The organism is Candidatus Methylomirabilota bacterium (assembly GCA_036001065.1).
Lineage (GTDB): Bacteria > Methylomirabilota > Methylomirabilia > Rokubacteriales > CSP1-6 > MNEF01.
In genome coordinates, this window is record DASYUQ010000170.1 from 1 (window position 1) to 11,776 (window position 11,776).

Here is an 11,776-nt window from a genome sequence, read left to right on the forward strand (position 1 = left end):
CACTAGTCGGGCAGGGTGATGAACGGGTAGCGGCGGAGCGCGTCGTAGATGACGCGCTTCATCTCGTCGATCTCGCGCTCGGTCCGGGCCTCGAAGCGCAGGGTGAGGCAGGGGCTCGTGTTGGACGCCCGCACCAGACCCCAGCCGCCGCCCGGGAAGAGCACGCGGGCGCCGTCGATGTCGATCGTCGGGTAGCGCTGCCGGAGCTCGCGGGCCAGCTCGTCGATCACGCGGAACTTCTCGGCGTCGGGACACATCGCTTTCAGCTCGGGGGTGGCGTGCAGGTGCGGCACCGAGGCGAAGAGGCGCGACAACGGCTCCGCGCTCCGGGCGGCGATCTCGATGATCTTGCACGAGGCCAGGATGCCGTCGTCCACGCCGTAGTAGTTCTCGGCGAAGAACATGTGCCCGCTCACCTCGCCCCCCAGCAGGATCCCGTCCTCGCGCATCTTGCGCTTGAGGTGCGAGTGGCCGGTCTTCCACATCACGGGCACGCCGCCGCGCGCACGGATCTCGTCCACCAGCAGCTGGGACGACTTGACGTCGAAGACGATCTTCTCGCCGGGGCGCCGGGCCAGGAGATCGCGCGCGAGCAGGACCAGCACCAGGTCTGCCTCGTGCCGCTGGCCCCGCTCATCGATGATGCCCACGCGGTCGGCGTCGCCGTCGTAAGCGACCCCGAGGTCCGCGCCCACCTCCACCACCCGGGCCTGGAGGTCCACCACGTTCTTGGGGTCTTCCGGATCGGGCAGGTGGTTCGGGAAGCGTCCGTCCGATTCACAGTGCAGCTCGATGACTTCGCAGCCAATCCGGCGCAGCAGATCGGGCGCGTAGAGGCCTGCCACTCCGTTGCCGGCATCGGCCACCACGCGGAGCGGCCGGGCCAGCCGCACCAGGCGTTGCACGGTGGCGAAGTAGTCGTCGCGCGGGCTGCGCGCCTCCAGCGTTCCCTGGCCGCTGTCATAGTCCCCCGTCTCCACCATCTTGCGGAGCGTCTGGATCTCGTCCTCGGAGAGCGGCGCGGCGCCGGCCCAGACCATCTTGACGCCGTTGTACTCGATGGGGTTGTGGCTGCCCGTGATGTTGGCGCCGCCGTCGAGCTTCCAGTGGGCGGTGGCGAAGTAGAGGATGGGAGTGGTGACCAGCCCGACGTCGACCACGTTCACGCCGGCGGCGCGCACGCCCTCGACGAAGCCGGCCTTCAGCTCCCCCGAGGACGACCGATTGTCCTGGCCCACCGCGATCGTGCGCCCGCGTCGGCGGCGGAGGAGCGTGCCGTAGGCCCGGCCGACCTCGCGAAACACCGCGGGCTTGATGTCGCTGTCGAGGCGCCCGCGGACGTCGTAGGCGCGGAAGATGTGCGGGTTCAGCATTTGTCTCGTCCCCGTTCCTGGGCTATCGTGAGCCGGCTTCTGGAGAGTACCATGACCACCCCCTGGCGCCTGGCCGGCGACTTCGTCATCTCCTGCAACTGCGACGTCTTCTGCCCCTGCGTGCCGTCGCTGGGCAAGGCCCGTCCGACCCACGGCGCCTGCTACTCGTGGTTCGGCTACCACGTGCGCGAAGGCCGGATCGGCGAGGTCACCGTCGACGGCCTCAACGCGGTGATGGTGCTGGAGGTACCGGGTCGCATGGAGGAGGGCAACTGGACGGAGGCGTTCTATTTCGACGAGCGCGCGAGCCCGGCCCAGCTCGACGCCCTGGGCCGGGTGCTGGGCGGGCAGGCCGGCGGCCCCATCGGCTGGACCGCGCTCATGGTCGCGCGCGTGCTCGAGCCGCGCATCGTGCCGATCCGGTACACCGCGTCGGAGCGGGCGTGGCGGTTCGAGGTCCCCCGGATCCTCGAGGGAAGCATCGAGGCCGAGCCGGGCCTGGCCGGCGATGGGCTCGTCCGCCTCACCAACACGCGTTACTGGATGGCGCCGGACGTGGTCGTCGCCCACGGCACCACGAGCCGGTTCCGCGACCACGGCCGCAACTGGAATCTTTCCGGCCGGAGCGCCGAGTACGGACGTTTCGACTGGTCGGGGCCGTAGCCGTGAGATGATCGTCCCATGGCGACGTCCGACGGCGTGCGCGCCCTCCTCGAGCAGGCCGCGGCCGGCATCGTGACCGCCAATTCCGACGGACAGGCCACGCTCAACGCCGCCGCCGGCGCGCTGCTGGGCGGGGGACCCGAGGTCGAGGTCGCGAAGCTGCCGGGCGCCGCGCTGGTCGAGCAGGCGCTGGAGGGGGCGCGCATCGACACCGCGCACGGGCCGATGCTCTCGGACCCGGACGCGCTGGTGCGTATTTGGGAGCGCCTATGACCGACGACGCGGAGCTGAGGGAACGCACGAAGCGCACGGCCCGCATGCTCTTCCACTCGCTCAAGAGCGGCGTGGGCTTCGAGACGTGGAAGCGGTTCGACCGGACGCTGGCCCGCGAGCTGTCGATGTTCTTCACGGGCAAGCTTTACAGCCGCGAGGTGCTTTCGCAAAAGCAGCGCGAGCTGTGCGCGGTGGCGTCGCTGACGGCGCTGCACCGGCCGCGGGAGCTGCACGCCCACATCCACGCGGCGCTCAACGTCGGCGCCACGCGCCCGGAGGTGGCCGAGACCATCTTCCAGCAGGTCACCTACGGGGGGATGCCGGTGGTGGTGGAGGCGCTGGATGTCTACGCGCGGGTGCTGGAGGAGCGCGGCGAGCCCTTCCCGGCGGAGGAGCGCTGATGGCCGATCGGGCGCTGGAGGCGGCGGTGGAGGCGGCGCGGGCGGCGGGCGAGATCGCGCTCAAGTACTACCGGACCGGGTTCGAGGTGACGATGAAGCCCGATCTGACGCCGGTCACCCAGGCGGACCGGGAAGCGGAGCGGGTGATCGTCGAGATCCTCGAGCGCGCGTTTCCCTCGTACGGCGTGCTCGGCGAGGAGTTCGGCGCGCGGGGCCCGCGCGACCGGCGCTGGATCATCGATCCCATCGACGGCACCCGGAACTTCGTCCGGCGCATCCCCTTCTGGGCGACGCTGATCGCGCTCGAGGAGCAGGGGGAGATCACGACCGGCGTCATTCACAACCCCGTCACCGGTGATCTCTACACCGCCCGCCGCGGCGAGGGCGCGTGGCTCAACGGCGCGCCGATCCGCGTGTCCGAGATCGCCCGGCTCGCCGACGCGCACCTGCTGCATGCGGGGCTGAGCCTGCTGCGACAGTCCGGGTACTGGGAGGGCTTCGTCCGGCTGGTGGACGCCACCGACCGCCAGCGCGGCTTCGGCGACTACCTCGGCTACACGCTCCTGGCCGAGGGCAAGGCGGAGATCTACGCCGAGGTGGATCTCAAACCCTGGGACCTGGCGCCCTGCAAGATCGTCGTCGAGGAGGCGGGCGGGCGCTTCACGGACTTCGAGGGCCGCTCCACGATCTACACCGGCACCGCGGTGGCCACGAACGGTCGTCTCCACGATCCGGTTCTTGCCCTGCTCCGGCCCTGAGGCGGACCACGCTCGTCATCCATCCCGGCGCGCTCGGCGACGTGCTGCTCGCCGTTCCCGCGCTTCGCGCGCTGAAGGCCGCCCAGCCGTCGGCCGCGGTGGTGCTGGCCGCCCAGCCGTGGATCGGCTCGCTGCTGGCCGCGTTGGGCGCCATCGACGCCCACCGGTCGTTCGATGCGCTCGGGCTGGAGACGCTCTTCGTCGACGATGGCCGGCCCGCGCGGGTGGAGGCGCTCCAGGCCGCGTCGCGCGTGGTGTGCTGGTTCGGCGCCCGCGATCCCGTGTTCGTCAGCCGGCTCGCGCAGACCGCGCCGGGAGCGATCGTGGCGGCTCCGGCGGGCGACGGGACGGTGGCGGTCTGGGAGCATCTACTGCAGGCCGTCGCCGCTCCGGCGGGGGACTGGTGCGGCGCGCTGGCCGTCCCGCCGGCGTTGCGGGCGGACGGGCACCGCGCGTTGCGAGCGGCGGGGTGGGACGGCGCGACGCCGCTCCTCCTGGTTCACCCCGGGGCCGGCGGTCCCGACAAGCGCTGGCCAACCGCCGGATTCGCCCGCGCACTGGCCGGCATCGTCGAGGAGCGGCGCGTCAGCGTCGTCATCCACGCGGGGCCGGCCGATCGGGACGCCGCCGCGACGCTGGCGTCCGAGTTGGGCGGCACGCCGCTCCGGCTCGATGAGCCGCCGCTGCCGCGCCTGGCCGGAGCGCTGTCCCACGCCGCCGCCTACCTCGGCAACGATTCGGGAATCAGCCACGCCGCGGCCGCGGTCGGCGTCCCCTCGCTGATCCTGTTCGAAGCCGCCAAGCTGGCCTGGCGACCGTGGTGCGCCGTCGCCCGCCCCCTGGTCGTCAACCCGTCGGCGCTCGAAGCCGGCGACGTCTCCGCCGTCGTCGCGGGCGCGCGGGCCCTGCTGGGCTGAGCCGCTCGGTGCGCCCCCGACGCAGTCGGACCGGGCTCGTGCTGACGGGCGCCGTCATCGTCGCCGGCGGTATCGGCGTGGCGCTCGTCGAGCGGCTGCGCTTTCCGCGGGGCTCGATCTGGATCGTCGTGGCGGCGACGCTCGCGCTGGTGGTCCTCATCCGCGCGCTGACGGCGCCCAGGTCGTAAGCTCGGCCTCTTTTACACCCCTTTTGTTACACCGTTCATCGCGGGCGCCGCTTCCGTCCTGGCCCGCGCGACCGTTCGAAGAGTTTCTGGATCGGGCCCTCGAGGAGTTCGAGCTGGGGAAACCGCTGAGCGCGGTCCCCCCGCCTGGTCGGCAGGGCTGAGGGAGCCATCGGCCCGCGGTCTCACCGCTCCGGCTTCTTCCAGATGCCACGGTCGTGCATCAGCTTGATCTGGCGCTTGATGACCTTCTCGCCGTACTCGGCGTGCTTCATGGGCGCCCGCTTGAGGTAGAGGTTCTTCGGGTAGATCGGCGTCTCGTACAGGATCTGATAGAGCTCGGTCCGGAGGTCCTTCAGCCAGTTGTCCCACTGCGCGCGGGCGCGGTGGTCGCGCAGGGCCTCGATGTCGATCACGCCGCCCACGTAGGTCGAGCCGGCCCCGTAGTCCTGCCGGCCCACGATCTGGCCCCGGTAGTTGATGATGAACGAGCGTCCGCCGAAGGTGTCGATGGGCGTCGTCTCCTCGGCGAAGAGGTAATAGGTGCCCATGTTGGGGGCGACGATGTAGAGGTTGTTGTCGAGGGCCCGCGCCCGGCTCTGGATCTCGAAGAACTCGTTGCCGGTGGCCGGGTGGGGATAGGATGCGCGGTAGACAACCTCGGCGCCGTTCAGGGCCAGCGCCCGCGCGTTCTCGGGATAGGACCCCTCGTTGGCCATCATGATTCCCAGCCGGCCGATCTCGGTGTCGGCGACCGGCCAGAACGCGTCGAGCGTCCGACCGTACTTCTCGACCCACCAGTCGTAGACGTCGTGCGGGCAGACCGAGTGTTCGACGGGGAAGAGCGGCGAGACCTTGTGATGCTTGAGGATCACCTTGCCCTGGGGGTCGATGATGAAGCCCACGTTGAAGAAGCGGTCCTTGAGATCGGGATGCCGCGCCTTGGCCTGGGCCATGATGAAGGCGTCGTACTCCCGGGCGATCTTGCCCAGGAAGTCCGTCTCCTCGCCCGGAATATCGATGGCGCCTTCGCGGGCGAATTGCACGTGGTCGAGGTCGAGCACCTCGTCGTTGAAGCCCTGGAGCGCGCCCTCGGGGAAGGCGATGAGCCGCACGGGCAGATCCAGGCTGGAGAGCCACGCGGCGGCCTTGACCAGGTGCGAGAGATGCTCGAGGTTGATCTTGATGTCCTTGCGCTTGCGGATGCCGCGGACGGTGGGGATCAGGCCCACGGCCGTGTAGGGTTTGATCATGTGCTCGCTCCTCGGCTCGGCATCGAGGGTTCGTGTCGCATACCGCCCGTTCCCGCCAGGCGCCCGACGTCGTCGATGACGTGCACCGCCAACACACCGGCGCGGTTGCGTACCGTCAGCTCGTGGCGGGGGAACGGGCGGGGGTCCACGCCCGCGCGTAGAGCGACCTGCTCGGAGACCACCAGCGTGCAGCCGTACTCCTTGGTGAGCTGCTCCAGACGGCTGGCGACGTGCACCGTATCGCCGACGGCGGTGAGGTAGACGCCGGGGCCGTACCCCATCCGGCCGACGATCACCGACCCCACGTGGATGCCGATCCCGACCCGCAGCGGGGCCGGGAGCTCCTCGCCGAGCTGGCGGTTCAGCACGGTCAGGCCGGCCACGATCTCCCCTGCCGCGGCGAGGGCCTGGCGGCACCCCTCTTCGGGACCGGCCTCCACGCCGAAGAGCGCCATCACCCCATCGCCGGTGAACTGGTTGGCGATACCGCCGGCCCGGGAGATCGCGCCGCCGACGGCCTCGAAGTATCGGTTCAGGATGAAGACGACGTCGTAGAGCAGCAGGAACCACCCGCGTCCAGCCTCCATGGCGCGGAGCGAGATCAACCCCAGGGCATGGTTCGACAGATGGGTCGCCAGGTAGGTGAGCAGGACCAGGCCGGACCCGAGCCTCAGACGCCGCACGAGCCAAGCCGACATCGAGGAGGCCTACCTCCCGGCCGGAGAGGCGCCCTGCTGGCGCTCGACTTCTTCCATGATCAGGGTGTTGAGATCGTCGATCAGCTTGGCCCGCTCGACGCGCCCGTCGTTCTTGATCAGCTCGCGGATGCGGGCCGGCCGCGCCGACAGCATCACCAGCGTCGTGCCGATGGCCACGGCTTCCTCGATCGAGTGGGTCACGAAGAGGATGGTGCGGCCGGTCTCCCGCCAGATGCGGCGTACCTCGTTCTGCATGATGCGGCGGTTCTGGGCGTCGAGGGCGCCGAAGGGCTCGTCCATCAGCAGGACGTCGGGTTCGACCGAGAGCGCCCGGGCGATGGCCGCCCGCTGGCGCATGCCGCCGCTGACACGGCTCGGGTAGTAGTCTTCGAAGCCGGCCAGCCCCGCCACGCGGAGATAGCGAGTGGCCGCGGTCTCGCGCTCGCGCGCCGACAGGCCCAGCGGCTTGAGGACCAGCGCCACGTTCTGGCGGAGGCTCATCCAGGGCAGCAGCCGGTCCTCCTGGAAGACCACGCCGACCTTGCGGTCGTGGCGCCGGTCGGCGACGACCGGCTGGCCGTCGAGCAGCACGCGGCCGCGGGTGGCGGGCTCGAGGCCGCCGATGATGCGCAGGAGCGTCGTCTTGCCGCAGCCGTTGGGTCCGAGCAGGCAGAGGAACTCGCCCGCCTCCACGGTGAACGACACCCGGTCGAGGACGGGGATGAGGAAGTCCTTGCCCAGGCCCTCGACGGCGAGCTTCACCGCCATCGGGCGACCCGCCGGGAGACGGCGTCGAAGACGAGCTTGTCCGTCGCCATCATGACCAGGATCATGACCAGCGCCCAGACGAAGACCATCTGGGTGGCCAGGATCTCACGGCTGTAGTTCATGATGTAGCCGATGCCGGAGGTGACGCCGAAGATCTCCGCCACCACCGAGACCTTGAGGGCCAGACCGAAGCCCACCTTCATGCCCGCCACCAGATAGGGCAGGGTGGAGGGGATGACGATCGCCACGAACTTCTCGCGACCGCCGAGCCGGTAGACGTCGCCCATCTCGAGCAGCCGCCGGTCCACGTTGTCCGCGCCCTCCACGATGTTCGCGGCCACCACCGGCAGCGTGATCATGAACGTCGTGAAGATGGGCGCCCAGTTGGAGAGCCCGAACCAGATGATGGAGATGACGATCCACACGAAGACCGAGGTGGCGTTGAGGACGGCCAGGGCGTCGCGGACGACGTCACGGGCCACCCGGGAGAGGAAGGCGGCCAGTCCGAGGAGGACGGCGACGCCCACGGCGCCCCCGAAGCCGACGGCGATCCGGTAGAGCGACGCCCCGGTGTGCGTCCAGATCTCGCCGCTCAGGAGGATCTCGATGAAGCCCCGGGCGACCGCCGGGGGCGAGGGCAGGACGTAGGCGCCGTACCGCCACGAGAGGAGCGTCCACACGGAGAAGACGACCGCCGCCACGGCGAGCGTGGGGAGGTGGAGCCGGGCCGCCCAGCGCCTGGCGCTCACCCCTGGTAGAAAAATTCGCGGCGGATCCGCTCCGGGTTGTCCCAGACGTCGGACTTGAGGAAACCGAACTCCTTGTTGATCTTGAGCTGCGCGATCAGCGTCTCCACCTGCTCTTCGGGCAGACCGTGCAGCATGCGCACGGTCTCCCGGTGAGCCACCTGGATGACGTCGCGGGGCAGCCTGGTGACCTCGGCGACGATCTCCATCGCCCGCTCGGGCCTGGCGTACCAGATGTCCACGGCGTCCTTCTGGGCCTCGTTCAGGTCCCGCGCGATGGCGGGATGCTTCTGGAGGAACTCGTTGTGAACGAGGTAGCAGACGTGGACAGGGAAGCCGGACGTCCGCCCGGTCGCCTTGCGCCAGAGGTCGATCTGCTTGGCCAGATAAACGCCCTCGCCGCGGAACACCACCGAGTCGGTGATGGGCTGCCAGGCGATGATCGCGTCGACCTCCTTCTTGGCCAATAACGTCACCATGTCGGGCGGCGCGGTGGCGGTCACGATCTGAGTGTCTTTTGACAGATCTATTCCGTATCCCTTCAGGGTCAGCGCGCGGATGTCGAAGAACGTCGATGTGCCCACGATGGCGGCGATCTTGCGCCCCTTGAGGTCCTCCACCCGGGCCAGGCCCGCGTCCTTGCGGGCGACGATGGCGCCCAGCACCGCGGTGGCGACGCCCGTGACCCGGAGCGGCAGGCCGTCCTCGAAGGCCTTGGCAGCCAGGGCGAAGCTCATGTCGATGGCGTCCACGTTCTTGGAGGCGAGCTGGTTGAGCAGCGGCCCCGGCGCGCCGGCCACCACCGAGTACTCGGCGGACCAGCCGCGCCTGCCCAGCAGATCTTCCTTGTGGATGATCTCGGTCGCCGCCCAGCCGAGCTGGAGGTAGGCCAGGCGCACCTTGCCCTTGCTCTGGGCGGCGAGCGCGGCGGGACGGCCGACGATGGCGGCGGCCGTCGCCCCCGCGCCGAGTCTCAAGAACTCCCGGCGTCCGACGCTCATCGCCGTCCTCCTAGTGCCGTTCCAACTTGTTGATACTAAATCTGTCCACGAACGACGTACACTGTGCCTTCCTAGGCGCGAATAGTTGGAACGGCACTAGCCCCGCACCTTGGGCAAGCCCCTGAGCGCCGCGTCGATCTTCGCCGCCGGGTACTCGTAATCTTGAAGTCTGCCGGCGAGGAACGCGTCGTAGGCGCCCAGGTCGAAGTGGCCGTGCCCGGAGAGGTTGAAGAGGATCGTCTGCTTCTTGTCCTCCGTCTTGCAGCGCAGCGCCTCGTCGATCACCACCCGGATCGCGTGGGCCGACTCCGGGGCGGGGATGATGCCTTCGGTGCGGGCGAACTGCAGCGCGGCCTGGAACGTGGCGACCTGGGGCACCGCCACCGCCTCGATCACGCCCTCGTCGTAGAGCTTGCACACCAGCGGGGCCATGCCGTGATAGCGGAGCCCGCCCGCGTGCAGCGGCGGCGGCACGAACGAGTGCCCGAGCGTGTGCATCTTCACCAGCGGCGTGAGCCCCACGGCGTCGCCGAAGTCGTAGGCGTACTTCCCCTTGGTCAGGCTGGGGCAGGCCGAGGGCTCCACGGCGATGAGGCGCAGCTTCTTGGTCTTGCCGGTGAGCTTGTCGGCGGCGAAGGGGAAGGAGAGGCCGGCGAAGTTGGAGCCGCCCCCGGCGCAGCCGATGACGATATCGGCCTGGTCGTCCGCCTTGTCGAGTTGTTTCTTCGCTTCCAATCCGATGACCGTCTGATGCATCAGGACGTGATTGAGCACGCTGCCGAGCGAGTACTTCGTGTCGTCGCGGGTGGCGGCGTCCTCCACGGCCTCGCTGATGGCGATGCCCAGGCTGCCGGGAGAGTCGGGATCCTGCTGGAGGACCTTCTTGCCGGCCTGGGTGTCGGGGCTCGGGCTGGGGACCACCTGGGCGCCCCAGGTCTCCATCATGACGCGCCGGTATGGCTTCTGCTGGTAGGAGACCTTGACCATATAGACCTTGCACTGCAGGCCGAAGAAGTTGCAGGCCATCGCCAGCGCCGAGCCCCACTGCCCGGCGCCGGTCTCGGTGGCGATCCGCGCCACGCCCTCCTTCCGGTTGTAGTAGGCCTGGGCCACCGCGGTGTTCGGCTTGTGACTGCCGGCGGGGCTCACGCCCTCGTACTTGTAGTAGATGCGGGCGGGCGTGCCCAGCGCCCGCTCCAGGCGCCGCGCGCGATAGAGCGGCGAGGGGCGCCAGAGCCGATAGACGTCCCGGATCTCGTCGGGGATCTCGATCCACCGCTCGCGGCTGACCTCCTGCTGGATCAGCGCCATCGGGAACAGCGGGGCCAGGTCTTGAGGTCCGATCGGCTTGCCGGTCCCGGGATGAAGGACGGCGGGCGCGGGCGTCCTGAGATCGGCCTGGATGTTGTACCACCGGCGGGGGATGTCCTTCTCGTCGAGCAGGTGCTTCGTGCGGTACTCCTTGGCGGCCTTTTGCGCCATCGCTAGCCTCCCGGGGCGACCGATGAAAGGGCTTGATTATACAACCTGGACACGCGCGCCGCCCCCGGGCAGAATGGCCTCACCCTTGCCGTGAGGGAGCGAACGCCATGGCCCGCACACTGGCACTGCCGCGCGCCGACGGAACGATCGCGCCGTACACGCTGACCGGCCAGGCGGCAGTCACCCCGCCCCCCGGTCCGATCAGGAGCCGCGTGGCCTACGCCGCGGTGCACGTCGTCGCCGACTCGCTGGCCGACATCAGCCCCTGGCTGGAGGCCCGTCTGGACTGGGAGGCGACGCTCGCCTACCGGCGCCACATCTGGTCGCTCGGTCTGGCCGTCGCCGAGGCGATGGACACCTCGCAGCGCGGGATGGGATTCGACTGGCCCACCGCCAGGGAGCTGATCACGCGTTCGGTGGCGGAGGCGCGGACGATGCCCGGGGCCGTCATCGCCAGCGGCGCCGGGACCGACCAGCTGGAGCCGTCGCCCCGCGTGACGATCGCCGACGTGGAGGCGGCCTACGAGGAGCAGTGCGGCCACATCGAGTCGGTGGGCGGGCGGATCATCCTGATGGCCAGCCGGGCGCTGGCCGCCTGCGCGAAGGGGCCCGACGACTATGTGAAGGTCTACGGCCGGATCCTGGCCCAGGCCCGGGAGCCCGTCATCCTCCACTGGCTGGGCGAGATGTTCGACCCCGCGCTGGCCGGCTACTGGGGCTCCCGCGACCTGGACCGGGCGGCCCAGACGCTGCTGGCGATCGTCCAGGAGTACGCCGCCCGGATCGACGGCGTGAAGATCTCGCTGCTCGACCAGACGCGTGAGATCGCCATGCGCCGCCGCTTCCCCCGGGGTGTGCGCATGTACACGGGGGACGACTTCGACTATCCGACTACCATCGGCGGCGACGAGCACGGCGCCAGCGACGCGCTCCTCGGCATCTTCGACGTCATCGCGCCGGTGGCCTCGGCGGCGCTCCACGCCCTCGACGCCGGCGATCGGGCCCGCTTTGCCGCGCTGCTGACCCCCACGCTGCCGTTGTCCCGGCACGTCTTCGGCGATCCCACGCGCTTCTACAAGACCGGCGTCGTCTTCGCGGCCTATCTCAACGGTCACCAGGCCCACTTCCGGATGGTGGGCGGGCTCGAGAGCGCGCGCTCGATCGCGCACCTGAGTGAGCAGTTCGTGCTCATGGACCGCGCCGCCCTCCTGCGCGATCCGGACACGGCCGTCGAGCGGATGCGTCGCCTGCTGGCGGT

The 11,776-nt window shown here is 69.9% G+C and carries 14 protein-coding genes; 7 read left to right on the forward strand and 7 right to left on the reverse strand.

Going from position 1 to position 11,776, the window contains the following annotated elements; genetic code table 11:
- Nucleotides 1-2: 2 nt before the first annotated feature.
- Complete coding sequence (locus VGV13_16705) at nt 3-1,373, reverse strand: phosphomannomutase/phosphoglucomutase (GenBank protein HEV8642732.1); 1,371 nt, start codon at nt 1,371-1,373, stop codon at nt 3-5.
- A gap of 51 nt (nt 1,374-1,424) precedes the next feature.
- On the opposite strand from VGV13_16705, the gene VGV13_16710 reads away from it, so the two are divergent.
- Genes VGV13_16710 through VGV13_16735 form a run of 6 tightly spaced genes read left to right on the forward strand, consistent with a single transcriptional unit; the run spans nt 1,425 to nt 4,573 of the window.
- Nucleotides 1,425-2,036, forward strand: coding sequence for a DUF1326 domain-containing protein (locus tag VGV13_16710; protein ID HEV8642733.1), 612 nt, complete (start codon nt 1,425-1,427; stop codon nt 2,034-2,036).
- 18 nt (nt 2,037-2,054) lie between these two features.
- Entirely contained in the window at nt 2,055-2,309 is a 255-nt protein-coding gene (locus tag VGV13_16715) for a hypothetical protein (protein HEV8642734.1), read from the forward strand.
- Nucleotides 2,306-2,710 carry a carboxymuconolactone decarboxylase family protein gene (locus tag VGV13_16720; protein ID HEV8642735.1) on the forward strand — a complete coding sequence of 135 codons (405 nt, stop codon included), beginning with the start codon at nt 2,306-2,308 and terminating at the stop codon, nt 2,708-2,710. Before VGV13_16715 ends, VGV13_16720 begins: the two co-directional genes overlap by 4 nt.
- Entirely contained in the window at nt 2,710-3,468 is a 759-nt protein-coding gene (locus VGV13_16725; protein ID HEV8642736.1) for an inositol monophosphatase family protein, read from the forward strand. Before VGV13_16720 ends, VGV13_16725 begins: the two co-directional genes overlap by 1 nt.
- A 41-nt stretch (nt 3,469-3,509) precedes the next feature.
- On the forward strand, nt 3,510-4,385 hold the full coding sequence (locus VGV13_16730; GenBank protein ID HEV8642737.1) for a glycosyltransferase family 9 protein: 876 nt from the start codon (nt 3,510-3,512) through the stop codon (nt 4,383-4,385).
- An 8-nt stretch (nt 4,386-4,393) separates the two neighbouring features.
- The gene (locus VGV13_16735; protein HEV8642738.1) at nt 4,394-4,573 is read left to right on the forward strand and encodes a hypothetical protein; all 180 of its coding nucleotides are present in this window, start codon (nt 4,394-4,396) and stop codon (nt 4,571-4,573) included.
- Between the two features lie 182 nt (nt 4,574-4,755).
- Here the strand turns inward: VGV13_16735 and VGV13_16740 are convergent, their stop codons facing one another.
- The 6 genes from VGV13_16740 to VGV13_16765 all read right to left on the reverse strand — a co-directional run bounded on the left by VGV13_16740 (nt 4,756) and on the right by VGV13_16765 (nt 10,518).
- A complete protein-coding gene (locus VGV13_16740; protein HEV8642739.1) occupies nt 4,756-5,823 on the reverse strand; it encodes a nitrilase-related carbon-nitrogen hydrolase in 1,068 nt (355 codons plus the stop codon).
- Nucleotides 5,820-6,521, reverse strand: a complete 702-nt coding sequence (locus tag VGV13_16745; protein ID HEV8642740.1) for an adenylate/guanylate cyclase domain-containing protein — start codon at nt 6,519-6,521, stop codon at nt 5,820-5,822. Before VGV13_16745 ends, VGV13_16740 begins: the two co-directional genes overlap by 4 nt.
- Before the next feature lie 9 nt (nt 6,522-6,530).
- The gene (locus tag VGV13_16750; protein ID HEV8642741.1) at nt 6,531-7,289 is read right to left on the reverse strand and encodes an ABC transporter ATP-binding protein; all 759 of its coding nucleotides are present in this window, start codon (nt 7,287-7,289) and stop codon (nt 6,531-6,533) included.
- Nucleotides 7,280-8,038 carry an ABC transporter permease gene (locus tag VGV13_16755; GenBank protein HEV8642742.1) on the reverse strand — a complete coding sequence of 253 codons (759 nt, stop codon included), beginning with the start codon at nt 8,036-8,038 and terminating at the stop codon, nt 7,280-7,282. The genes VGV13_16750 and VGV13_16755 overlap by 10 nt, the downstream gene beginning before the upstream one ends.
- Complete coding sequence (locus tag VGV13_16760) at nt 8,035-9,036, reverse strand: ABC transporter substrate-binding protein (protein HEV8642743.1); 1,002 nt, start codon at nt 9,034-9,036, stop codon at nt 8,035-8,037. Before VGV13_16760 ends, VGV13_16755 begins: the two co-directional genes overlap by 4 nt.
- 96 nt (nt 9,037-9,132) lie before the next feature.
- The gene (locus VGV13_16765) at nt 9,133-10,518 is read right to left on the reverse strand and encodes a TrpB-like pyridoxal phosphate-dependent enzyme (protein HEV8642744.1); all 1,386 of its coding nucleotides are present in this window, start codon (nt 10,516-10,518) and stop codon (nt 9,133-9,135) included.
- A gap of 107 nt (nt 10,519-10,625) precedes the next feature.
- Between VGV13_16765 and VGV13_16770 the strand changes: the two genes are divergently transcribed.
- The coding region (locus VGV13_16770; GenBank protein ID HEV8642745.1) for a dihydrodipicolinate synthase family protein at nt 10,626-11,776 on the forward strand (1,151 nt) is incomplete at its 3' end.